We start from the raw sequence: 23,780 nt of genomic DNA, 5'->3' as shown, positions 1-23,780 counted from the left end.
TGCCTGCCGGTAATACACAACAAAAAAGCCGCTCTTCGAAAAGAGCGGCTTTGATAAACAATATAACCCCCATTACCTGTTTATTATAAGCTGGTGTTTATACACAACATTTTTTCTTTCTACCGTAAACGAATAAATACCTGGTAATATGGTTGAAGGAAGTGTTACGACCCTGTTCACATTTCCCGGAAGTATACCTGCATTCATCTGCCACACCAGCCTGCCGGTATTGTTGTACAAACGCATAATGGTTGGCTCATAAGTATTACCAGCCAGCAGGTGTACGGTAAATAACCCGTTGGTTGGATTAGGCATTATACTTATTCCCGCAACGGAGCCGCTTGTAGTTGTGAACCTCGGTCCACACACCCATGCAGATGTATCTGTACTACAGTTGCTTCTCATGTCCCATTCGTAGGTTGTACCTGGTTGCAGGCCACAGATCGGCAAATGATTTACAGATCCTTTCACAGTACGTTTCACAACTGTATTAGTGCCTGCTGCACGGTAACGAATTTTATACCCGGCCACATCTCCGCCGCCGGATGACCATTTAAGCACGGCGGCAGTATCTGCTATGCCGGTAACTTTCAATGCTGCCGGCGCATTGCATATAACACTGCTACTCACATACTGCCATACATCAGCATACAATGTTGAGCCAAGGTTACCCGTACCTATATAACCTTTGTTGTTGATAGCAAAGCCCACACTGCCGCTCCGTATGCCGCCGCTGAAATCTGCTGTACGTGCCCAGGTGTTGGTGGCAGGGTTGTATTCCCAAACATCTTTATATACCGTACCGGCATAACCAACACCAATATAACCCTTGCCATCAACGCTAAAGCCTGTAACATACTCACGTGCGGCACCGCCATAATCTGCCTTCCTCGTCCACTTGTCTGCAGATGGGTCATACTCATAAAAATCCCTTTTCCAGCCACCATTCCAGCCCACACCCATGTAACCTTTGTTCCCTATAGACAAGCCGTAAGGGTTACTTGTTGGTCCGCCGCCATAGTCAGCTTTTCTTGTCCATTTATCTGCTGACGGATCATATTCCCAAACATCACTGTAAGGGCCGTAGTCGTACCGGTAGCCACAGGCAAAATACCCTTTGTTGCCTATAGAAAAGGCTGTACCATAGGCCCTGTCTATACCCGGGAAGTCCGCTTTTTTTGTCCAGGTATCTGCTGCAGGGTCATACTCCCACAAGTCTTTGTAATAGGTGAAAGGATACTCACCGCTTTTGCCCATACAGATATAACCTTTACCATTCACCGCAAATGCAGAAGCCGCATCCCTGGCAGCACCGCCAAAATCTGCCTTGCGTGTCCACGTATTGGCAGCGGGGTCATACTCCCAAAAATCTCTTACCGAACCAAACGCATCAATGCCGGTGCCAACATAAGCTCTGTTATTGATTACAAAGCTTACGGCATAACTCCGGTTACCGCCACCATAGTTTGCCTGCTGAAGCCATGTATCGCCGGCAGTTACACCGGCAGTCGTTTGTGCATTACACATCGAAGCCAACATTGCAAGCACAAGTAATTGTAAAATCTTTTTCATAAGGCTGCTTTTTTAGAATACAAATATTAGCACAGTATATTTTTTCTTTTGCTGACAATTATCAAAACACTGCATGATAGCAGACATTGTTTAGGCAGATAATTGTGATAATTTATATACCCGGCTTTTGAATATGGCTCAGCTCCTCTTGCGTCGCACTCTTGTACTGCATAACTGTATGCGGCAGCGCCGGGTACTGTCTGCACCAGTAATCTTTTTACCGGCGGTAAAGAATTGTGTGCATTAACTGATACACAGATTTTCTAACTTTACAACATGGTACAAGCGGCCCCGGTAATCTCCAAAAGAAAAAAGCAACTGGCTGAACAATACATACAGGAAGTAGATAAACATGTGCAGGATCTTAAAGAAGGTAAAACCGATCGTGCACATGAAATAAGAGACCTGGCAAAAATTCTGCACGTACACCCGGTACACCTGAGCAATACCATCAAAGAAGTTACCGGCAGATCTACATGCGATCTCTATGAAGAAAGGCTGCTCAATGTTTCCAAAGCATTGCTGCTCGAAACAGATATGAGTGTGGCTGCCATTGCAAGACAACTTACTTACGACCCTTCCAACTTTACCAAATTCTTTAAACATTATACCGGCACAACACCAAAAAAATTCCGCGACCGGTTTTACACCACCACATAAATCTTAAACTGTCACCATTTTTTCTTAAGCCAACACCATGCTTGTTCGTTAACATGGATTGAACTTTGCTGCTTCAAACAAAAAGATTCCATGATGTTAACACAAAGAAAAATAGCCCTAGTAACCGGCGGCAGCCGCGGATTGGGAAAAGACATGGCGCTGAGCCTTGCAAAGAAGGGGATAGATGTAGTGCTTACGTACCGCTCCAATGAAGCAGAAGCCAATGAAGTTGCCAACACTATACAAGCCGGCGGCGGCCATGCAGCCGTATTGCAACTCGATATGGCTAAGTTTGAAACCTTAGATGTTTTTGTACAATCTTTCCAGCAAACGCTTGGTACAACATTTGGTACAGGCAACTTCGACTTCCTCATCAACAACGCAGGTATTGGCGGCTCTAAAACGCTTGACCAGGTGACCGAGCAGTTTTTTGATGAATTTCTAAATGTACATTTCAAAAGTGTGTACTTCCTCATACAGAAATGTGCACCCATTATGAATGCAGGCGGCAGTATTGTAAACATTTCCACCGGCACAACACGTTTTACCAACCCGGGTTATTCTGTATATGCATCTATGAAAGGTGCCATGGAAATATTGACCAAATACCTGGCAAGAGAACTGGGGCCAAAAGGTATTACTGCCAACATTGTTGCACCGGGCCCTGTTGAAACAGATTTCAACAATGCCACCATACGCAACAACCCGCAACTAAAAGAAAGGCTGGCAGGTTTATCGCCGCTAAACCGTGTGGGCAGTGCAAATGATATCGGCGGCGTAGTAGCCTTCTTGTGTACGGAAGATGCTCGCTGGATCAACGGTCAGCGCATTGAAGTAAGCGGCGGGATCAATGTGTAAAGGTGGAAAGGAAAGGTATAAGTTGGAAAGGAAGGTGGAAGCTGAAAATCAAAGAGATGATCCTTCGGATCATCTCTTTGATTTTTGTAATAACGTATTTAAACGGGTTGGTATTTTGTAACGTTTTCGCCATTGCTGCATAACTGTACTACAGTACAAGAGTGCGACGCAACCAAAGCCACATAGTAGCAATGCTGCCGGGTACATAACATTACTGCCAGTTACTTACCCACACAAAGTATGGGCGATACGTATCGGCATTGCGCCAGATACCCGTTCCTTTCTCAATTTCATTGGTGCAATAACCTACCAGCAATTTACCATCTGCCGTAATAAACCCGGGATGCGCAGTGGCGTTGTAAGTAATCACGTTCCAGCTACCCACTTTGGCAGGCGTGGTATATACAAGTCTTTTATTGGTAAACGGCCCTGTTGGTGATGCTGCATCGTATAGGTAAATGTTTGGCCCCAGCAGGTTTTCCTGGGACAGCAGATAATATTTGCCCTGGTATTTAAAGAAACTAAAGTTCTCTGATAAACCACCGAGCAACCTGCCATTTCTGTCTGCGGTTGCCGTCCATGTGCTGCCATTGTAGTAGCTAACCGTACTTAGCGGATTATTGTACGGCGTGCGGCAAACGTGTGCAAACTTGTTGTATTTGGTACTTTCTGCACCATAGATATAAATGTATCCATCATCGCCTTCCCATGCGCCGCCAACCCAGTTAATGGCATCGCCGGTGCTGAATGGTTTTATTTCTTTGATGGTAAGATCAGGATAATTGAGAATGGCCACATCTACACCCAGTACTTTAAAACCAAAAGCACCACCTTCGCCGGTTGCTTTTATTTTGTTGATGAACACATACACCTGTGTTTTCTGCTGGTTCATGAAGATGAGGTTGGGCCAGTAATACTTCTGCCCGGCATTGGGAAAGAATGGCAGCGGATTTTGTTTGGTGCCGTTATAATACGTGGTAAAATTGCCACCCTGCATATTCATGGTGGTTACCTGGTTGTGTATAAAGCCGATGATGGGGCGGCTGCGGTCTGCATATACAGTATCCAAAAAAGAATCGCCCCAGATCCACACTACACGGTCGTCGGGCAGCTTGTAAGATACGGCAACGTCGCCGCCCGTCCAGCCCCCGCCATAGCGGGTAAACACACTATCCCAGTACGTGGCTTTTTCTGCCACTATTCCTGCAGCAGCGTTTGATGCAACAGATGCGCTAATGGCATTTTCATCAGCGGGTGTAAACTCTTTTTTACAGGAAAACAATAACAGTGAGGCGGCAGCAATGGCTACATAATTTTTCATGCGTACAGATTTGGTTTCGAGGAACTGTAAATATACCGCACCCTGCAAAACCAGCACCCGGCCGCTATGTATATTTTAATTGCTAATGCCTTGCATAATCTTCGAGGTAACTGAATGCGGCGGTAAGTTTTCCTTTTTGCAGCATGGTAGCGCGGTTAATGATATCGCTGCCATTGCCGAGCAGGTCGGGCAATACATACTTCAGCAGTTGCTCGCCAAAGTAGCGGCTTGCATCTCTCGGTAATTCATTGGGCAGGTTGCCTACGGCCATTACATCTATGCTGTCGTGCGCATAGGGCACTGTTTTTTCAAATGTTTTGCGGTGTACCCCGTATACAGGGTCTTGTATGGTCTGGTCGCCCAGGTTTATGGGCACAGAGCCGTCCATATCATCCGTAATGTCTGCAATGGTTTGTATGGTAAAGCTTTCGTTGATATCTTCTTTCTCAAACAGGCGTGGGTAGCTGGTTTCCCAGTAAATACCATTCATAAGTATATCTGTGCTGCGCGTATAAGGCAAAAACCTGCTGCGGTATTCTTCCGCATTTTCATGAAAATGTTCGCGTTTATAGGTCTTCAGCTCTTTGTGCGTGTACAGGTCGTGCCCTTTTAACTGTACATATACCGGGTAGCTGAATTTGCGCTCCAGGTATTCATCGGGCTCCACTTCGGTAACGCCCATCAGGTTCATGATCTCGAGAATACCGTGCGCCACACGTCCGCTGCCCGTTACGGCGATTTTGATGTTGGGCAGACGAAGCCCGAAGTAAGTATGTATCAGTTCGCGGTAATCTTTGTGTTTGTATACGCGCCCCAGCTCAAATTCGCCGGTACGGTTGCCATAAGCCATTACACCATTGTGTGCACCTACTACGCCGGCAAAAAAGCCAAAACCAATAATGCGTTGTCCATCTTCATGTTCCAGGCATTCGTAGTCTATGAGGGTAATGTTTTTGTCTATCAGCGCATGCATCAGTTGCTGGTTGTATGGCTGTTTCTTCTTGGTATGCGAAAAGAAGAGATAGGTCCTGTTGGCAATCAGCATATCTGCCGGCACCTCTTTAATGCCCATCAGTATATCGCAGTCGCTCACATCAGCAGTTACTTCAATACCCGCCTTGCGGTATTCTTCATCGCTAAAGCAGCGGTGCGCCGATGACTGCACTTTTACGCTGCATCCGGTAATGTTGTCTTTTAACCATTTACATTGAGATGGGGTAAGTGCCACACGGTTATCACCAGGTTTCTTTCCTTCTTTTATAAGCCCGATCGCAAACATGCCGAGTAATTTTGCGGCGAAAGTAAGGCATATTTTTTTGATACGAACTTTTGTTAGTATGGCATCGCCTGTTGCGTCGCAATCCGCTCATCGTTCGGTTCTTTGGGCGGATGCAGCGATGCGGGTTTAACATACCATAAGCTATAGCGCCTTGCCACTGTGCCATTAAGCACTAATTTTACCGCATGAAATTATTGCGCAGTTGCCTCGGTTTTATACGGCGGTTCCTGTTACCAAAAAAACGTTGCTGTAAGTAATGCAAAAAGGAAAAACCTTTTTGGCAGGTAATTGTGGTTACGCTTATATTTGCAACCCATTTAAACGCCCAGATGGCGGAACTGGTAGACGCGCTAGACTCAAAATCTGGTTATCGCAAGGTAGTGCAGGTTCGATTCCTGTTCTGGGCACTCGGAAGTCTTGTAAATCATTGATTTACAAGACTTTTTTGTTTTTGGACTTGTCATTTTGTGTCGATTTTTCACGCTTTTTCCCTCTTTTGATGACACATAAATGACACGTGAAATGACACATGAAAATTCCCTTTGTTTTACCAGTTCCGTAAAATTGCACCCGGAACTGGCGCCTGGTCTAATCCATTGTTATTCAACAGGTATCCGTGTGACACATGGCGAAGTTGACACATCTTAAGTCATTTTGCACCACCTTTTTCAAATTGATTCATGTATTTCTCATGCATTAATCTCCATCTAATTTTATCATTTAAAAATGTGCAAAATGAATATAGTGCCAAGAGTTTCCGCTGACGGAACAAAAACATTTTTCACCCTTGAATGGGGGCGCAAAAAGGGCGCACGTTTAGCCACCGGCATCTTTATCTACGTAAAACCCAAAGACAAAACCGAAAGAGACTATAATATCCAATCGCTGAAAAACCTCGACCTGATAAAAGCGCAAACACTCGTCGATTTACAAACCAGAGGACGCGGCTTTGTTTCACCAGCAAGAATGAAAGAGAATTTTCTGGACTTTTTTGAGAAGTATGTAAAAAAGAATAAAAGCGACAAGAACCGAAGCCTGTCCTGCTGCTTTTCCCAGTTTAAAAAATTTGTCGCGCTCGACCAGGGCAAAACAGAAAATGACACAGATGATCTGCGTATCTGTGCGGCAGACATCCTTCCGAATTTTTGTGAAAGATTCCGAAAGCACCTGCTTGACAACTTAAACGGCGAAACACCGGCAGACTATTTTATGCGGTTCAAAAAAATGCTCACTGTAGCCCAGGAGTCCGGCTATTTCCGGGAGTCACCTGCGGCCAAACTGAAATGTATCAGTCATGAATCATCCGAAAAGGATGTGCTGGAAGTGCCCGAATTTCTACAACTGCTTCAGACGCACTGCCGGCATGTGGAAGTCAGAAAGGCAGTGGTAAGCAGTCTCTATTCCGCTTTGCGCTGGTGTGATGTGGAACCGTTGGAATGGTGGCAGATTAAAACAGATAAGATCGTATTAAGAAGGCAAACAAAGACAGGTGTTCCGTTAACATTGCCACTGCACCCGGTAGTGGCTGCTATATTAGGGGAACGTGGAAATCCCGACGAGCGTGTATTTAGATTACCATCCTACGATACGGTACTTGATATTCTTCAGGAGTGGGTAACGGATGCGGGGATAGATAAGAAAATCACTTACCACTGTTTGAGACATAGCGTGGCGGATATTTTGCTTGCCGCAGGGGTAGACGTTCATACCGTGGCCGCGTTTTTGGGTCAAAAGAATGCGAAACAGGTGCTGGAGCGATACAAAAAAAGAGTCCGGCAAAACAATATCAATGATGCTTCAAAAGCCCTTCCTGTTCTTGACAGCAGTGATAACCTCGTTAACTTTTAACTGAGATAAGGAAGACCCGCCTGTACAGATGAGGTCGAGGTCTTCCTTTTTATAGTAGCCGCCACCAGTCTTTAAAATACCAAATTCTTCACATTTCAGCGCAAACTGCGTCCTGCTTAGATTACAATAGATCAACGCCTCTTCCGGTTTCAAAAAAGGCTTGAAGCAAATTGCAATTGCACGGATCATCACAACGTCATCGCGTTTCATCATACTTAAGATTTTATGCGGGAAGCATTTTTTATTCGCTCAATCTTGGAATAGAAACAAGATTCCCCGCAACCGCATTGCAGGAAGGTAAATACTTTATATACCCGTATTTGTTCAGCTCATTGATACAGCGATGAAATGTTGCAGCAGAAACCTTTGCCTGTTTAATGATTTCCCTTTTGAAAATAACCACAGGCATGTTGCCTTGCTGACACTTGATATAATTGACGAGTGCGAGAAACAAACTGATATGCGAAGGACGAATCCTCGGATCTTCCTGTATCAATTCCATAAAGTCTCTTATCATGTTCCCTACGTCCATAAACATTACCAATTACTTAGTGAAATCACGGACTATTGCCTCATCCGGGCGATCAATATATTCATTTGCAGCCCTGCTTTAGCAAATAAACCAGGCTACCCAGTACCGGGTTATAAGAAGGAATGTAATGGATATAACCATACCGGTGCAGTTCCTGGATCAGCCGGTGATAGGTGTTACTGGAAGATATCTTCGCGTATTGCATCAACTGTTTTCCAAACACAGATAACGGCCCCTGGTCTTCCTGCACACTGTAAAAATGAAGGATGGCTGCATACAGACTGATGTGCAGCGGACCAAGCCTTGCATCGTCTACGGCAGCCTGCATAAAGCCATGAAAAGCCGCTTTAAAATCCACCATTATCTTGTCTAGTGCCACCATCCTGCTTCACTTCATTCGTCCGTATTTAATGAATTTTGTGCTTTTGCCGCGGTTTTTTGATTTCCCCTTCCTGCTTTTGCACCTGCCTGTTGGTCTGTCGTTGTTTATGCGCTGTGTGTGCCGTCTCGCTCTCCTTTTCTTCTTTGGCCACGCGCTGTTCCTCCCGTCTGTTTTCCTGTGCGGGTGCCTGCTGTTGCCGCGTTTCGCTTCCATTGCGTTGCCTGATGTGTTCAACACTCTCCTTTAATTTTTCACCGAACTCCTTCCCAATGTATCCCTTTTCGACCAGGGCGTCCGTTGGTAGCACCTGCTTGTTGGCGTCATATACCCGCAAAGCGTTTAGGGGGATATTGGGTGAGATAAACAGCTTTTGCTCTTTGCCGTCATTACTGATGAATGTTGCCAGCTGCAGGTTGCCGCGCTGCAGGGATTCCATCAGACGGGTTTTATACTCCTCATGCGCCAGCTCCCGGATACTATAGCCGGCCAGCACTTTTTCCAGGTCGAACGGGTAATGCTGGTTATACTGTTTCTGCTCGGGGCTGCCGTTTTGCTGGATGTTTTTCAGATTGGCCACTGTCCAGGCCTTGTAATGCTGGTCGTTCGCATTGCTGAAGGTTTTCCAGACCGGTCTGCCGGAGAGATAATTGAATGCTTCCTTGAATGTAAAAGTGGTGTAGAACTTCGCAGCATGCTCGTCATCGGGTTTGCGTTTGAAATTATTCAGGTGGAAGGTCTGCTTCATCTCTGCCGCCTGCCCGTCCTTCCGCACACTGAGGTCGTACTTGTTAAAAAAGTATTGATCCGAGGTCTCCGACTTTTTAATATGCAGCGTTGCACTTGCTTCATCGCCATCATACGATTTTTTGAAAGGATGTTCGATGGAGGGTGCTCCGCTCTTCAGTTTGTCGACCAATTCCGGTGTGAAAGCCTCTTTCAAACCGATCTTCATCAGTTGTTTCTCAAACAAACTCAATTCTTTCTCTGTCATAACAACAATTTTTGATGTTTAAAAATCTGTGTAGTGCTCACCCGGTTGCGTATTGCTGTCCGCGGATATCGCATGGATGATATCCCTGTTTTTCACGCGCAGTTGCAAATGCCTCCCGCCACCAGCTTCGCCGATCTGTATAATAAAAACCTTCGCATCAGGTATGGTAAATGATTCAAAGGCAAACACCGCAACCGAAGTAGTATTTGCCCTGATCTTTTTGCTATTACCGGCAGTACACACCGGTTGCATCTCCACCTGCTGCGCAGCAGTGCGTTTGGCGATCTTTTTGTCCTGGATGCTAAAGCGGATAAAATCAATATCATAATGGATAGAAGACACATTCTCGAAGCTGAGCTGCAGGAACAGCAGGTTTTCTTTGGTATAGATACCCCTTACCACCACACGCACATCACCTTTATCATCGGCGGTACCATACACCCGCCGCCTTGCATGCAATAACCTGTTGCTGACCTGCGCTGCATCAGCAGGGTTCATCCCTTTTTAAGTGAATAACTACATTTATAAACAACCTGCCGTTGCAGGCGCTTTATCGCCCCACAAGGTTTAAAGACCTATCGCAAGTTTTACTCCTGCACCGGCTTTTTTGAACAAGGGATCAAATAGAAAATAGGGAATTGCAGTCCCATTATTAAGGTCTTGATCAGGTTCAAAAAACAGGTTAAAACTTTTCATTCTCAAATCATTAAAAGTATGAGTAAGTTATTTAAAAATTTTGTAGGTATCGACATTTCAAAATCCTGGTTCGATATTACACTTATCGCCATGCAGTCATCGGTTAGACCGCTGCATCAACAGTTTGCACAGACGGCTGACGGGTACAAAGCGTTATTGGATTGGCTGCAACTTCACCAGGCCGCCATCAATAATGAAACCCTGTTTTGCCTGGAGTATACCGGCATTTACAATACGGGCCTGGTTAACTTTTTAGTTCATCACTCTGCTGCCATCTGGATAGAAATGCCCCTTCGCATAAAAAAGGCTGGTGGATTGGAACGAGGCAGCGATGACAGATCTGCTTCCTGCAAAATTGCGTGGTATGCGCTGCGTTATCACGACCAGGCAAAGCTCTGGAAGCCAGCAGACACAAGCATTGAGAAGATAAAGCATCTTATTGCCCAGCGGGAAAGGGTCGTTAATACGCTTAAGCTTCTTACTGTTCCTGCACAGGAACTAATTGATTGCGGTTGCATTGGAGAAGGTAATATGGTACTCAAACTGCAGCAACCCGTTATTAAAGCATTGCAAAAAACAAAACTGCAAATTGAATCTGTTATCAACAAAATAATAAAGCAGGATGAACAACTAAATCATACTGTAGAATTGTTACAGTCAGTAAATGGCATTGGTAAAGTAACAGCCACAGCCCTGCTGGTGTACACCAAAGGCTTTACGGCTTTTAACAATGCCAAAGAGCTTGCCTGTTATTGTGGTGTAGTGCCTTTTAATAAAACCTCTGGCAGCAGCGTAAAATACAAGCCATCAGTAAGTCCTTTTGCAAATATGAAATTAAAAAAACTGTTACACCTCTGTGCCATGTCGGCCCTGCAAAATGACTCGGAAATGAAAGCCTATTTTGAAAGAAAATTGTTAGAAGGAAAAAACAAAATGAGCATCATCAATGCCATCAGGAACAAACTCATTCATCGTGTGTTTGCAGTAATTAGAGACAATAGGCGTTATGAGGATAACTATGTACGCCCCTGTGCATAACCACGAAAAAATTAATAATAAAATGGCTCAAATAAATCATAGAAAACTTGAGCAAAACCCCATGTTACCTGCAGCCTTATTTTATTATACACTCTGAATAGCCCTTCTCCATTATTGGTTTAGAAAATGGAATATTGCTAATAATTGGAAATTTACCATCATCTGCTTTAAAAATAACAGTCAACTCAAATTGACCTGATTTGTACAAGTTATACAGCTGTCGAGAGGAATTAAAATTAAGTGTCGCTAAGGCTGTATCATTAGGGCCAACCAAGATGTCTTTACTAATTTTATTTTGAGAAAGAGTACCTCTTTGATAATCTATCTGCTGATCTTCAAAAGGCGAAATAGGCTTAGTTATTTGTAAATCGACGCTCTTACTTAGAGTCACGGACAGATTTGTTTTATTAATTATCTTAACAAGGTACGGAGGTATGCTTTCGACACTTTGACGGGTAAAATATACACTAACGCCATTAGTGCCAAATATTAAGATAAAGATAGCAAATCCCTTAACCCATTTTCTGAACAAAGGTAATCGCTTGCTAACCGACTTTTTCGGTGGCTTTTTTGCAAATAAAACAAATAGTGTTCCACCGAAGAGCGTAGCATACAATGCTATGATTAAAATTTTATAAGAAGTTTCTTTTGAGGACTCCGTTAACCCCAGCACATTCCCAAAGTGGTAAATTAAAAAAAGTATCCCTGTACCTATTAGGCTTCCAATAACTGAATATTTATTTTTTTTGATTTCTTCTTTATCTACTGCCATGGATTTATTTCTGTTGCGCTTAAGGTTGCAGGTAACGGCCAGGTATTACCGAAGGTTTGGAATTAGTATTCCGTCAGCCCCGGAACAAATGCCGATTTGAAAATATTTTGTTGAAGATAACAACTGCTGCCGATTGTTGCTTTGTCTGCCCGAACTGAAGATGAATAGCGCACAAACTGCTCATTGTTATTCCGTCTGCCAAACTTTTGGTAATGCCAATGTTAGCGGTAGTTTTGGGGATCACTTTCTCGGTTTCAACCTTATTTTTAATCCAAGACTCTCAATCTTTTTCATAAAGGAAATCGAATCCGTTACTATTAAATCTTTACTTTTTTTGTCTACGATCCAAAATTCTTGAACATTATTACTATTACGCTTCGCTACACTCTTTGCGATTATAAATCGATTGTCAAAATTGTATTCTATTACTTCTTGAGGAATAATGGTTATTCCTATATTTTTCTTTTCGTCTCCTGATAGAATTTGAGATTCGTTTCCAGCGCCTAAATAAAAATATTTATCTCCTAGATCTTCAGTAATAGCTGTATCATTCCAAAGACAGGATGATATACATATTAATACAAAAAGTAAAAGCAAGTTTTTAGATTTTGTCATACTATCGATCTAATTCGGAGTGTCTGCAAGAAATTACCGCTAACGGGAGTTTGTGAAAAAACCATCGTTACAAATCAAATATACACACAATGTTAATAGGCCGAAGTGTGTATGATTTTTGTGTGTTGGTATTATGCAATTCATACAGGGAAGCAATCGTAATCAAACATATTTTGCCACACTTAATGGCCAGGTAGCTGCCGACAATGCAGTACGGCTCATGGATGCCTTTGTAGATAAACTGGATCTGCAACAATTAGGCTTCACAAAGACAATGCATAAGAGCGAAGGCCGTCCACCATTTGCTCCCGCTGTACTACTGAAATTATACCTCTACGGTTATTTAAATAAAATACGCAGCAGCCGTAAACTGGAAAAAGAATGTACCCGCAATATAGAACTGCAATGGTTGTTGCAAAACCTGCAGCCTAACTATCATACCATTGCAGACTTTCGTAAGCTGCATGCAGTGCCACTGCAATCCATGTTCAGGTTATACGTTCACTTTCTGGGTGATTCCGGCCTGCTGGGTAACAAAACCATTGCTATAGATGGCAGTAAATTCAAAGCAGTTAACAGCAAAAAGAATAATTACAATCAAAAAAAAATAGATAAGCATCGCCAGTTTATAGAAGACAAAACCAATAAATATTTGCAGGAACTTGATGAAATCGACCAACAGGAAAGCACCACAGCGGGTGATGAACTTCAGCTAAAAAAAGAAAAGATCACACAAGGTCTTATCAAACTCAAAGAACGTAGTATTAAATATGATCTTATACAGGAGCAGTTGAACAATACCGATGACAAACAAATAAGCACTACTGACTGCGACAGCCGCAGCATACTTATTACCAAAAGCATTGTAGAGGTTGCCTACAATACGCAGAATGCCGTAGATGATAAACATAACCTCATTGTACATACACAAGCCACCAATACAAATGATGGCAAGGCTTTGCATAATACAGCCATGCAAGCCAAAATAAACCTGCAATTACAAAAAGAAGATGAACTAATGATACTTGCTGACAAAGGTTACCATACCGGTGCAGAACTGCAGCAATGTCAGCAGGAAAACATGATCACACATGTAGCTTACAAAGAACAGCCCTCTGTAAAGCATATAGCCAATGAATTTTTAGCAGAAAGCTTTCACTATGATAAAGTAACAGATATTTATGTATGTCCCGCAGGTGCAACCCTCACATCATTAGGTACATGGCATCACAAAAAAGGAGAAGCGAATGAAACAAGTTATCGTTTTAAAACATACCGCACGGACGCCCGTAAAACCTGCCCACTGAAAAACCAGTGCACCAAATTACCCAAACGAATTATACAACGCAGCGAATACCAGGACGCAGTTGACATCAATGATACTAACATCAAAAAAAACCCGGCTTACTACAAACGAAGGCAAGCTATCGCAGAGCATCCCTTCGGTACGATCAAGCGACACTTCGGATATACTCATACACTACTGAAAGGCTTGCAAAAAGTAAATGGAGAGATGAACCTGATCATGTTCTGCTACAACTTTATGCGCACTAAAAACATATTGGGCTTTGAAAAGATGCTCGAACAAATCCAAAAGTGGCAACCAAACTACAACAAAGTAGTTTGTGCCATACAAAAGGCTATTATCAAAGTTGTTTACAGACTAATTAAGCCAGTCGTTTTTTTGTATGATTATTTATCGCTGTTTTTAAAGGCTCCTCTAATGAAGCGCTATACTTTTGGGGCAATACCTTTTTAGGTCGTTTTTGGAAAAATAGAAGGTTTTTTCACAGTCTGACGGGCAGGTATTTGCGAAGGCTGGGGAATAGACTTCCGTCCTTTAGATTTGTTTTAATATAATTTATTTAAGATAACTACTATTATTACTTTTTCTTTTTTGCTTCTTTTTTCTTTTTAATATCCACAATAATTTGTGAATAAACTAACCAGTGGCGGCAGCGCATTATGACTTCCGTAGGGATGCATACCCATGGGCGGATACAATCTGCCGCCACTTTTGATTGCCTGTAATATTCATATAGAAATTAGGGTTCGATACCCATTATCAAGGACTATAATTTCAGACAATTTGGTTAGTCTTTTATAACAGTTAAAAGCTAAGCTATGACAAAAAATTATTTTATTGGAATTGATGTTTCCAAGCAAACACTGGACGCTGCCTTTATTATTCGTACCAATGAATCTTTTTCCACTCCGGTATGGAAACAGTTTGATAATACATTGGCAGGCTTACAAAAAATGAAAAGATGGTTACTACAGCTGAACGTGCCACTTAATCAGCAAACCATTGTCGTGGTAGAAAATACTGGCATCTATCATCGTTTGTTATGGCAGTTCTTTTCAAAGCAGCAAATTGATCTTTGTATTGAAAATGCAGCCCAGGTAAAATGGAGCCTGGGTATTGCAAGAGGGAAGAGTGATAAAGTGGATATCCGTCGGTTGGCGCTCTATGCTGCCAGGCACTCAGACCGGTTGAAACCTTCTCCTGTTCTGCATCAGCATGTATTGGCTCTCAAAGATCTGATCACACTACGCAACAAATTGTTGGTGCAGTTAAAAAGTATCGAGACAGCCTTTAACGAATTGAAGGTAGTTAGTCCTGTATCCTTTATAAGAACATCCAAAAAGCTTTTGACACCCGCCATCAAAGGCCTTAAACAGTCATTGAAAAAAGTGGAAGATCAAATAACAACACTTATCAAAAAAGATGATCAACTATTACATGTTTATCAATTACTGATTTCAATACCTGGAGTTGGCCCTGTAACAGCTATCTATCTTATCTGCTGCTCCAATGTTTTTACGATGTGCACCTCCGGAAAGCAGCTGGCCTGTTATTGTGGTGTGGTGCCATTTGATCACCAAAGTGGGATCAGTATAAAGGGAAAGCACAGAGTTCATAAAATGGCTAACAAAGAACTTAAAAAATTACTACACATGTGTGCATTATCAGCGATACAGCATTACGTCGAATTTAAAGATTATTATAACCGCAAAAAACAAGAAGGAAAACATCCGATGGCTATTCTGAATGCAATCAGAAACAAGATCGTATTACGGGCATTTGCTGTGGTGAAAAATGACAGGCCGTATGTAAATAATTACGAAAAGGCGGCGTAAATAAGATTGATTTTTTATTTGGTGAGATCATAGAAATCCGCCCACAGCCGCTGCTGATTGAAAATATTAAGTTGAAGTTAAGTACTAAAGCCCAAAGTTATTTGTCCAGCCCGAACTGAAGATTGGCTTTGCAATAGGCTGATGTTTGTTTGTCCAGCCATACTTGCACAAAACCCAATGTTGTACGCCGCTTTGTCAACGGATTTTTTTCATTAACGCCAAAAGCCCACTCTTTGTCCCTACAAAATAATTACCTTTTTTAAATTCGGGAAGTATAAGGTCGTCCAGGATTTTCTTTGTTTCTGCGTCTGTCAATTTTTCTTCAATTCCATATCCGTTGCAAATTCTAATTTTTCTAAGCCCTGTGCTTATACCAATTGTAATTCCATTGTTTAATCCTTTTTTACCAACTCCCCAATTATTTGCAATCGTCAATATAAAATCATCAAACTCTTCTTTATTTGTCCACGAACTGTCGATTGTTACAATTGCGATCTCGTTTTTTGTTTCCTTTTCAAAGTTGCTAATTGTTGAATCTAACTCGTTGATTTGGTTGGTTGTAAAAATATTTTCAAAATCACTTGTCCATCCTAAAGGTCTTGCAGGAAAACGAATTTTATATTCAGCCTTTGCAAATTCTCCATAACCAAATATAGAAGTGTCACCAATTGATTTTAAATAATTTGTGTCTTTCGATAAGCTGTCAACAATTGTCAAAATACTGTCTGCATAAATTCTTACAAACTGGTTTAAAAATGCAGTGTCTTGAAGAGAGTTTTGTTTGTTGTCAACAGTTTTGGTTGTTACATTTTCTTTCGACTTCTTCACTTTAGGCTTTTGTCCAAAGGAAGTATCAAATAATGCAGTCAAATAAAATATTATGATTAGTAGACGGGTCATATTAAAGTGGCGTACAACGTCCACGGCTTGGCGATGTGGCGGTATTTGAAAATCGTCAGCCCGTAACTGCTACTAAATTTATAAATAAAAGTTCATTGTTTATTATATTGCCTGGCGTTATTCGTCTGCTGGAGCAGAAGCCGATTAGCGAACAAAAAGCTGAGCATATATTCGCCACCCCGCCATATTGCCAAACCGCCTGTTGTGCGTATAGCCTTTGTATTTTCTGCATTAGTCAATTCCTAAATCGTCAGCTATCTTTTTTTCGGAAGTTACTTCTTCTAAATCAAGTCCAGCCATGTCAGCGATAATATGATTAATTACACTCTCCATTTCTTGCCTGTTAGTCCCTTCGTTTGCTACCAGTGTCGAGTAGTTTAACGCCAAAGTATGCTGTGTAAATTCTCGAACTGTTGTTTCTTTAATTGCTGTCCGTTCGGGTTGAGTAGGTCTGAAAGAAGAAACGTTAGAATAATGCCAGCAACTGGAAATAAAAGTGTCCACTTGCTGAAATCAAATAGATTGATAAGAATTAATGATGTCGCAAGTCCACCAATAATTGTAGCGATACCAAAAGTTGTTAAAAGTGTCGTCCAGGGCTTTTCAATACAAGGTCTGGTAATTTTAAGTTTGCTGTGTCGGCAAAACTTAAATATACTCGTCGTCTGTTTGTTTTAGGAAATATTTCTTCTGGCGATGTGTCGAGCTTTAATTTCTGTGGTGAAAAATCGAATGTGTCAGCAAATGATTTTCGTAGCTTATAAAAAAGATTTTGGGATTTACATTTGTCGCTGTGTTTGCCAGAAAGATGTCGCCAAACTGCGTTGTGAAAATCTCCTACAGTTGAAATTTGTTCAGCTTCTTGGTCTGGAATTTTGATACCGAAAGTGTTTTCGACTTTGATTAATATTTCTACGCTGTCAAGTCCCATAGCGTTATTGATTTTAGGGTTTGTCCCGTAGGCTTACGCACAACGGCCAGGTATTACCGAAGGTTTGGAATTAGTATTCCGTCAGCCCCGGTACTAATGCCGATTGAAAATATTTGTTGAAGATAACAACTGCTGCCGATTGTTGCTGTGTCTGCCCGAACTGAAGATAAGTAGTGCATAACTGCCCATTGTTACTACGTCCGCCAAACTTTTGGTAATACCAATGTTGGCTGCTGCCTTATTGCTTATTTTTCTCTGAATAATAAAGTTCTTTAGTATCATGTACAAAACAAATGAAAAGAAAAGCCGAACCCTTTTCAAGTAGCCTGAAAGATTCTATTGCTTTTTCGAAATATAAGTTGATTTCATTTAGGTGCTGTAAATTTTTAGTTTTAAAAATCATGAGCCTAAGATCTGCATTTGCAAAAAGCAATTTCTGAAAATCAAACTTTATCGCAGGACTTCTCAATTTACTAGTGTCATTTTTTCTTCTATCGCCCAATTCTGATTCAACAACTAATGGCACATCTTCAGGCGTATAGAACTCTCCCTTTTTATCGACATACCAGTGTACATCATAAAGAAATTCTCTGTTGACAAAGCCATACTTTTCAAATTGTTCACGACTTTGTTCTGATGTAAGTCCATTTGCATAAACCCGGAATCCAAGCTCATGTCCAAGCTTTACTAAATTATATTTGATTGTATTAGTATTTGGTTTTCTAGCTTCTCTTTTCTCATATATATAAGCTGACGAAATACCAATAAACAATTTTAAAATTCTATCGGAGTATTTGCTACTTAGTCGAGTATTTTGGTCATGAATTGCCTTTAAAAAAATTCCCATTATTGATAGATTATGCCTGAAGGTAGCAGCCAACGGACACGGCTTGGCGATGTGGCGGTATTTGAAAATCGTCAGCCCGTAACCGCTGCTAAATTTATAAATAAAAGTTCATTGCTTATTCTATTGCTTGGCGTTATTCGACGGCTGGGACTGAAGCCGATTAGCGAACAAAAAGTTGAGAATATATTCGTCGCCCCGCCATGTTGCCAAACCGCTTGTTATGTGCCGTACTTCTTCGTGTCGGGAATTGGGTGTTTGAATTTTGTAAACAACTTTTTGTTTTACCAACTGTCACTGCGCAAGCCAATAATGCTTTTTAAAAATTGATAAATCTTTTGTGTCCACCGAAAAATACTGCAATAAACAAAAGCAAATTAAAATTCATTTTGGTTCTAAAGCTGTTTCAAAACCGAAAGTGCTATGTCGCCCCAAATACTGCAACTAAAAACGAAAACAGCTTTGCATTTTCTGTTTGTGTTTAAAAACTTTGTCAAAGCAAAGTGATTGACGTCGAACCAAAAAATTCTGTTGAAAAAAATGAACTGCTGTTTGTCGTTATGAATCGTGCTTCTCAAAATTTTTTTGTCAAAGTTGCAGTGATTGTTAAACCGTGTACTATGTCCGCTTGCTTATGACCTGAACAAAAGTCCACCCGATACAAAAGCCAACTTGGAAAAACTAAAGAATAAAATTTATTCAAAAGCTGAACAAAGAACGTCAGGCCGATGTGGGCGTTGGGTTTAGTCAACCATAAATGATAAGGAACACTTTTACTGTCGCTCCAACGCTGATGAAACTGTCGGGCTGTATGGCACATAGCGAACCAGTATTGCCGCAGATGGGATATTTGATGCTGTGTCTGCCCACAACTGCAGCCGAATAATGAGTAAAAAGTACAAGTTAGCAACTTACTGCCGAACAGTATTCCGTCAAGCCGGGATAGAGTACGGTAGCGATTTGCAGCTCATTGTTCTTCCGTCAAGCCCCATTTGAGGCAATACATTTGTTGGCAGTAGGTTTTCTTAGTGGACTGCTGTTCCTTTTCTTGCTGGTTCAACATTGTCGGGTAAATTTTCCTTGACAATTTTAAGTGCTGTTTCTGCATTTCCAATACCTAAATATTCATCCTTATTTTTTGTTACGACGAATTGTCTTTCCAATTTTTCTGTGTCTTGTTGAGTAAAAGAACTTTGATTTTTAGTTGGTGCAAAATTTTCAAATTGTTTCGGTGTCACATTTGGTAAATCATCCGAATCATAAGGGTAACCTGTACATCTGCTAAAACACAAGGTGTACAAACTTGTGAAAGGAAACAATTTACTTAATACTTCATCTTTAATTGCAAGTTTAATAAAGTCGTGTATTTCAGCTCTTGAATTGTCTTGCAAAATGTAGTTCCAGGTATATTCAACTTCTTTGTTCTCGTCAAATGCGTTTGCCTCATTGTTTGGAGTTACAAAGCTGAATTTATTATTTAGTTCTTTTGTAGTAATATCATTGCAAAGCCAAAAGTCTAACATTTGTACAAGCTCTGTAATACTTTTTGTTTGTCCGTGTGCAAGGCAAACACCGTCTCTCCAAAAGTCAGGCAGATATAGTTTTTCTTCTGCTCCGATATATACTTGTGAAAATTTTTGTCCGTTTTCAATTCTTGCGTAAGTCAATGGGATGTTTTCTAATTCGGTGCCATTTGCAACCCTCAAAATAGAATTAAGTTTTTCAAACTCAAGATCTATTGCACTTTGAAGTCCACCGACTTTTTCAAGTTCAGGATACATTGTCTGAATAGGTGTATTTGATTTAAAGGTATTCAAAAATCGCTTTAACATACTTGTCGACCGGAGTCGTTCTAAACTTACTGCCAACGTTAAAGCATTTGTGTTTGTGGCGGAATTTGAAATCCGTCAGGTTGGTACAAATGCTGATGTAAAATACAAAAGTTCATTGTTTATTCAATTGCTCAGTTTATAACGTCGGGCTGGGACTGAAGTTGATAGTAGCACACAGTTGAAGCGGCGTTATCTGTCCGCCGACATAACACAAATGCAATGTTAGGTGCAGCCATTTATAAACTAATGTCCTTGAATTTGATGTTTATATGGTTTTGCTCATAAATCCAGTAATTAAACTCATGAATTTGTCGTCCAATGTTTCCAATTTCATATTCAACCTTCTTTCCTTGAGTTCTTATTTTCGACTGATTAAAAAGAGCCTTGTCCATTTGAAGCTTGTCAAAAAAAGTAACTAATGATTTTAGAAGATTATAATTTAACGAATCTATTTTGATAGCGATACTGCTGTCTATGGTTTGAGTACTGTCTAGAATATTTAAAAAAGTGTAGGAATTGTCGATTAGTTCCTTTGTCACCTTAGGATATTTTGATTTTACTTGGCTTGTAGAGCAGAAGGTTATTGTCGCCCGCAAAAATGTTTGATGAGCGTCTTTAACCAGATGCCAGTGCTTGTCTGTCAAATATTTTACCGTGTCAACTTGAGCAAATGACTTTGTACTGTTAGAGACTATCAGAAGTCCGCAAAAGAATATAATTAGTGAATGTCGCATTTGGTTGCACCTAACGAAAAAGGCTTGGCGTTTGTTGGGGAATTAGTATTCCGTCTGCCCATAACTGAAGCCCAATGATTGCAATATTGCTGATGTTTTATTCACAGGCAAATTTATAACGTCCTGCCCGAACTGAAGCACAATAAAGAACAAATGATGAGGCTATATTCGTCAAGCCCCAATAATGCCAAACCTAATGTTGGCTGCTGCTTTAGTATTCTATATTTTTTGTTTCATTTGTTCTTTGTAACTTTTTATTGTCACCAAGTAATGTCAAAAATTCAATCAAATCATTTGCTTCATTTGGTGGTGTCATTGATTTTAAATATTTCCTTTGTCCATTGTAGTAAACTATAATCGTTGTTATAACTGCATCACAACAGGTAATGTCTGGAAATTTTAAAGTGTCTAAATTACAATTTTGCAAAAGTCCAATTAGTTTGTTGTAGTCAGTTTCAATTAAAGTGCCTTGAAACTGTCCACTGTAAGGTGTTTTGATTTCATCTTTATGTTTAAAATATTGTCTACTCACAAATAAATTTTTGCTACTGTCAATTTCTAAGTCAAGCTTTGGGCAATCTCCATTACAACGGCTTGAATGAAAAATTATTTTCACTAAATTTATTTTGTCTTTTGTCTGGGCTTTGCAAGACGATAAAGAAACTGTCAAACAAAGCAATGCAAGAAAAAAATTAGTCTTTGTCAATTTGAAATATGGTTAAGTGATTATTATTTCGTCAAAGTTTGAGGTGTGTCAAAAAGTTGCAGCCAACGGCTACGGCTTGGCGATGTGGCGGCATTTGAAAATCGTCAGCCCGTAACCGCTGCTAAATTTATAAATAAAAGTTCATTGCTTATTCAATTGCTTGGTGTTATTCGTCGGCTGGAACTGAAGCCCAATAGCGAACAAAAAGTTGAGAATGTATTCGTCGCCCAGCCATATTGCCAAACCGCCTGTTGTGTGTAGCCAAAATCGGTCTGCAGTTGTCTGTCAAATCCATGTATAAACTAAATTGATGTCACACCCCAACTTTTGTTTAAAATCGTTTATGAAATTGTCTTTCAGACTTGACCAATTCCAAAACGTAAATCCTAAGTCGCTAAATCCCCATTCTGGTATAAACTTAACTTGATGGATGTCTGTCGCAACATTACATAAAGGGCAAGTCAAATTGTTACTTTTATTGTCACCCCACTCACTTAAAAAGTCCCAATCTTCACTTGCTATGTCCTGTTTGCAATTTGGGCAGAATAGTTCTTCAATGCCATTTTCTCCTGTATGAAAAACCTGTCGCTCCGTTATTATTTCGAGTCCGTTTGCGCCTAAGTCAAAGGGTAAAAGTTCTGGCTCTGCTGAAACAAGTTTTGCTCCGTTTGAAATGGCATAACCGTTATTTGAGCTAAGAACACAATCTGAAAGTGTCGACTTAACTATGTCAAGAGAAACAAGCCATTCTAAAATTTCTTTTGCTTTAATTTCTTTGCCTGGATAACTTGATTGTCTTGGTACAATTGAAATACTATGGTCGCTCATGTTCTTTGTCTGTTGAAGTAGAGTAGTGTCGCTGAATGGTTACACACAACACTTAAATATACGCCACTCCAACAAATAACTTAAAAAAAGAGCTATTGGCAATCAATATGTTACTGTTCGCCTTTTTCAATTGTAGTGGCGCAAATACAATTTACCATGCTATCTTACCTTTCTGCCAGAGATCATCTAAGGGGCTTACAATATTTATCAGCTTGTCTTTACGTACATGTAAATATCGCTCAGTGGTTTTAATATTAAAATGACCTAACAAATCCTTGATGTATTTAATATCAATCCCTTTTTCAAGCAAATGGGTTGCAAAACTATGCCTCAATACATGTATGCCTGCGTGTTTGCTGATACCCGCTTTATGCTTTGCCATCTGGAATATCTTCTGTACCGTTCGCGTCGGGTATGGCTCACCCGTTTGCTCTGATTCGAAAAGATACATTTTTGGCTTTGTTTTATACTGCTTTATATAGCTTCTAAGTATATCCAGTAACACGGGGCTCAGGGGCACATACCTGTCTTTTTTACCTTTGGCATTTTCAATGAGTATCTGCATCCTGCCACTATCTATATGACGGAGTTTGAGATTGACTAACTCACTAACCCTTAACCCGGCGCTGTAAACTGTAAACAACAATGCTTTGTGTTTAAGATTTGGTAATGCCCTGAACATACCTGCCAGTTCATCTTCATTTAATACTTTGGGCAGTTGCAATGGTTTCTTTGGTCTTGGTATGTCAAAAAACATGGTGTGCCTGTGCAACACCTGCTCATAGTAGAACTTCAAAGCATTCATCCGGCTATGTAATGTATTTTCTTTCATGCCCTGTTTCAGGCAGTAGAGGAAATACTTTTGCAGGTGATGTGGTGCTAAATCCTGTACCGGCTTATCTTTTAACAGATGCAGTAGTTGTGCAAATTCATTGCGATAAGTTTTTATGGTAGATTTACTATAGGCTTTTAGAGTAAGGCACTGCAAAAATTTTTGCATTTCCTCCTGGTTATTACTACTGTTTTGAACCGGTAAAACAGTTTGCTGTGTTGAAACCGATGTTTCTGTAGTGGTTATATCTGTAGCGGCCAGTTTGCACTTTTTCCTGTTGTCTGTAGTATCGGGTATATGCCAGCCTTTGAGTGTATGGCTCCAACGGGCTCCTGGTACCATATTCATGCGCCCGTTTAAATGCCGGTTAGGTGGAAAGCTTACCAGAATGCGCTTTTCTCCTTCGTAGCTGATCAAAGAATGGGAAATACTCATAGACGATAATGCGCCGCCAACTCACTCACAGGG

The 23,780-nt window shown here is 40.9% G+C and carries 24 protein-coding genes and 1 tRNA gene; 7 read left to right on the top strand and 18 right to left on the bottom strand.

The window, feature by feature from the left end; genetic code table 11:
- Positions 1 to 72: 72 nt before the first annotated feature.
- Positions 73 to 1,572, bottom strand: a complete 1,500-nt coding sequence (locus I5907_RS19520; RefSeq protein WP_196992536.1) for a fibronectin type III domain-containing protein — start codon at positions 1,570 to 1,572, stop codon at positions 73 to 75.
- Positions 1,573 to 1,848: 276 nt separating this feature from the next.
- Here I5907_RS19520 and I5907_RS19515 point away from each other — a divergent pair, with 276 nt between their 5' ends.
- Both I5907_RS19515 and I5907_RS19510 read left to right on the top strand, forming a co-directional pair.
- Positions 1,849 to 2,232 (top strand): helix-turn-helix domain-containing protein, encoded by a 384-nt coding sequence (locus I5907_RS19515; protein ID WP_196992535.1) that lies wholly within the window; start codon positions 1,849 to 1,851, stop codon positions 2,230 to 2,232.
- Positions 2,233 to 2,322: 90 nt separating this feature from the next.
- Positions 2,323 to 3,090 (top strand): SDR family NAD(P)-dependent oxidoreductase, encoded by a 768-nt coding sequence (locus tag I5907_RS19510; protein WP_231402199.1) that lies wholly within the window; start codon positions 2,323 to 2,325, stop codon positions 3,088 to 3,090.
- A gap of 211 nt (positions 3,091 to 3,301) precedes the next feature.
- On the opposite strand, the gene I5907_RS19505 is transcribed toward I5907_RS19510, so the two are convergent.
- Together I5907_RS19505 and I5907_RS19500 are read right to left on the bottom strand one after the other, a co-directional pair.
- Entirely contained in the window at positions 3,302 to 4,411 is a 1,110-nt protein-coding gene (locus I5907_RS19505) for a DUF5005 domain-containing protein (protein WP_196992534.1), read from the bottom strand.
- A gap of 82 nt (positions 4,412 to 4,493) precedes the next feature.
- Positions 4,494 to 5,690 carry an NAD(P)-dependent oxidoreductase gene (locus tag I5907_RS19500; protein WP_196992533.1) on the bottom strand — a complete coding sequence of 399 codons (1,197 nt, stop codon included), beginning with the start codon at positions 5,688 to 5,690 and terminating at the stop codon, positions 4,494 to 4,496.
- Positions 5,691 to 6,013: 323 nt separating this feature from the next.
- Here I5907_RS19500 and I5907_RS19495 point away from each other — a divergent pair.
- Together I5907_RS19495 and I5907_RS19490 are read left to right on the top strand one after the other, a co-directional pair.
- A tRNA-Leu gene (locus I5907_RS19495) sits at positions 6,014 to 6,097 on the top strand.
- A 328-nt stretch (positions 6,098 to 6,425) separates the two neighbouring features.
- Complete coding sequence (locus I5907_RS19490; protein ID WP_196992532.1) at positions 6,426 to 7,538, top strand: tyrosine-type recombinase/integrase; 1,113 nt, start codon at positions 6,426 to 6,428, stop codon at positions 7,536 to 7,538.
- Here I5907_RS19490 and I5907_RS19485 read toward each other — a convergent pair.
- From I5907_RS19485 to I5907_RS19465, 5 genes are all read right to left on the bottom strand, one after another.
- Positions 7,488 to 7,751, bottom strand: a complete 264-nt coding sequence (locus I5907_RS19485) for a hypothetical protein (protein ID WP_196992531.1) — start codon at positions 7,749 to 7,751, stop codon at positions 7,488 to 7,490. The genes I5907_RS19490 and I5907_RS19485 overlap by 51 nt on opposite strands.
- Positions 7,752 to 7,779: 28 nt before the next feature.
- Positions 7,780 to 8,070, bottom strand: coding sequence for a hypothetical protein (locus I5907_RS19480; protein WP_196992530.1), 291 nt, complete (start codon positions 8,068 to 8,070; stop codon positions 7,780 to 7,782).
- Positions 8,071 to 8,131: 61 nt separating this feature from the next.
- Positions 8,132 to 8,452 carry a hypothetical protein gene (locus I5907_RS19475; RefSeq protein ID WP_196992529.1) on the bottom strand — a complete coding sequence of 107 codons (321 nt, stop codon included), beginning with the start codon at positions 8,450 to 8,452 and terminating at the stop codon, positions 8,132 to 8,134.
- 25 nt (positions 8,453 to 8,477) lie between these two features.
- Positions 8,478 to 9,443, bottom strand: a complete 966-nt coding sequence (locus I5907_RS19470) for a hypothetical protein (RefSeq protein WP_196992528.1) — start codon at positions 9,441 to 9,443, stop codon at positions 8,478 to 8,480.
- A gap of 18 nt (positions 9,444 to 9,461) precedes the next feature.
- A complete protein-coding gene (locus tag I5907_RS19465) occupies positions 9,462 to 9,941 on the bottom strand; it encodes a DUF4138 domain-containing protein (RefSeq protein ID WP_196992527.1) in 480 nt (159 codons plus the stop codon).
- Between the two features lie 216 nt (positions 9,942 to 10,157).
- Between I5907_RS19465 and I5907_RS19460 the strand changes: the two genes are divergently transcribed.
- Positions 10,158 to 11,177 carry a transposase gene (locus tag I5907_RS19460; RefSeq protein WP_196992526.1) on the top strand — a complete coding sequence of 340 codons (1,020 nt, stop codon included), beginning with the start codon at positions 10,158 to 10,160 and terminating at the stop codon, positions 11,175 to 11,177.
- A 76-nt stretch (positions 11,178 to 11,253) separates the two neighbouring features.
- On the opposite strand, the gene I5907_RS19455 is transcribed toward I5907_RS19460, so the two are convergent.
- Entirely contained in the window at positions 11,254 to 11,949 is a 696-nt protein-coding gene (locus I5907_RS19455) for a hypothetical protein (RefSeq protein ID WP_196992525.1), read from the bottom strand.
- Positions 11,950 to 12,189: 240 nt separating this feature from the next.
- Complete coding sequence (locus I5907_RS19450; protein WP_196992524.1) at positions 12,190 to 12,564, bottom strand: DUF3997 domain-containing protein; 375 nt, start codon at positions 12,562 to 12,564, stop codon at positions 12,190 to 12,192.
- 133 nt (positions 12,565 to 12,697) lie between these two features.
- Between I5907_RS19450 and I5907_RS19445 the strand changes: the two genes are divergently transcribed.
- Both I5907_RS19445 and I5907_RS19440 read left to right on the top strand, forming a co-directional pair.
- Positions 12,698 to 14,323, top strand: coding sequence for an IS1182 family transposase (locus tag I5907_RS19445; protein WP_196992523.1), 1,626 nt, complete (start codon positions 12,698 to 12,700; stop codon positions 14,321 to 14,323).
- A gap of 365 nt (positions 14,324 to 14,688) precedes the next feature.
- The gene (locus tag I5907_RS19440; protein ID WP_196992522.1) at positions 14,689 to 15,705 is read left to right on the top strand and encodes an IS110 family RNA-guided transposase; all 1,017 of its coding nucleotides are present in this window, start codon (positions 14,689 to 14,691) and stop codon (positions 15,703 to 15,705) included.
- A gap of 195 nt (positions 15,706 to 15,900) precedes the next feature.
- On the opposite strand, the gene I5907_RS19435 is transcribed toward I5907_RS19440, so the two are convergent.
- From I5907_RS19435 to I5907_RS19400, 8 genes are all read right to left on the bottom strand, one after another.
- The gene (locus I5907_RS19435; RefSeq protein ID WP_196992521.1) at positions 15,901 to 16,575 is read right to left on the bottom strand and encodes a TPM domain-containing protein; all 675 of its coding nucleotides are present in this window, start codon (positions 16,573 to 16,575) and stop codon (positions 15,901 to 15,903) included.
- A 261-nt stretch (positions 16,576 to 16,836) separates the two neighbouring features.
- A complete protein-coding gene (locus I5907_RS19430; protein WP_196992520.1) occupies positions 16,837 to 17,109 on the bottom strand; it encodes an acyl carrier protein in 273 nt (90 codons plus the stop codon).
- A 76-nt stretch (positions 17,110 to 17,185) separates the two neighbouring features.
- Positions 17,186 to 17,536 (bottom strand): acyl carrier protein, encoded by a 351-nt coding sequence (locus I5907_RS19425; protein ID WP_196992519.1) that lies wholly within the window; start codon positions 17,534 to 17,536, stop codon positions 17,186 to 17,188.
- A 238-nt stretch (positions 17,537 to 17,774) separates the two neighbouring features.
- Positions 17,775 to 18,383 carry a non-classical export protein 1 gene (locus tag I5907_RS19420; RefSeq protein WP_196992518.1) on the bottom strand — a complete coding sequence of 203 codons (609 nt, stop codon included), beginning with the start codon at positions 18,381 to 18,383 and terminating at the stop codon, positions 17,775 to 17,777.
- 1,022 nt (positions 18,384 to 19,405) lie between these two features.
- Positions 19,406 to 20,161, bottom strand: a complete 756-nt coding sequence (locus I5907_RS19415) for a DUF6193 family natural product biosynthesis protein (RefSeq protein WP_196992517.1) — start codon at positions 20,159 to 20,161, stop codon at positions 19,406 to 19,408.
- 996 nt (positions 20,162 to 21,157) lie between these two features.
- Positions 21,158 to 21,562, bottom strand: a complete 405-nt coding sequence (locus I5907_RS19410; protein ID WP_196992516.1) for a DUF6438 domain-containing protein — start codon at positions 21,560 to 21,562, stop codon at positions 21,158 to 21,160.
- A 375-nt stretch (positions 21,563 to 21,937) separates the two neighbouring features.
- Positions 21,938 to 22,480 carry a hypothetical protein gene (locus I5907_RS19405; RefSeq protein ID WP_196992515.1) on the bottom strand — a complete coding sequence of 181 codons (543 nt, stop codon included), beginning with the start codon at positions 22,478 to 22,480 and terminating at the stop codon, positions 21,938 to 21,940.
- 151 nt (positions 22,481 to 22,631) lie between these two features.
- On the bottom strand, positions 22,632 to 23,747 hold the full coding sequence (locus tag I5907_RS19400; protein WP_196992514.1) for a tyrosine-type recombinase/integrase: 1,116 nt from the start codon (positions 23,745 to 23,747) through the stop codon (positions 22,632 to 22,634).
- Positions 23,748 to 23,780: the final 33 nt, after the last annotated feature.

Origin of the sequence: Panacibacter microcysteis (assembly GCF_015831355.1) — a bacterium.
Taxonomy (GTDB): domain Bacteria; phylum Bacteroidota; class Bacteroidia; order Chitinophagales; family Chitinophagaceae; genus Panacibacter; species Panacibacter microcysteis.
Note: the sequence above shows the minus strand (reverse complement) of the source record. Positions and strands in the feature narration are given on the sequence as shown.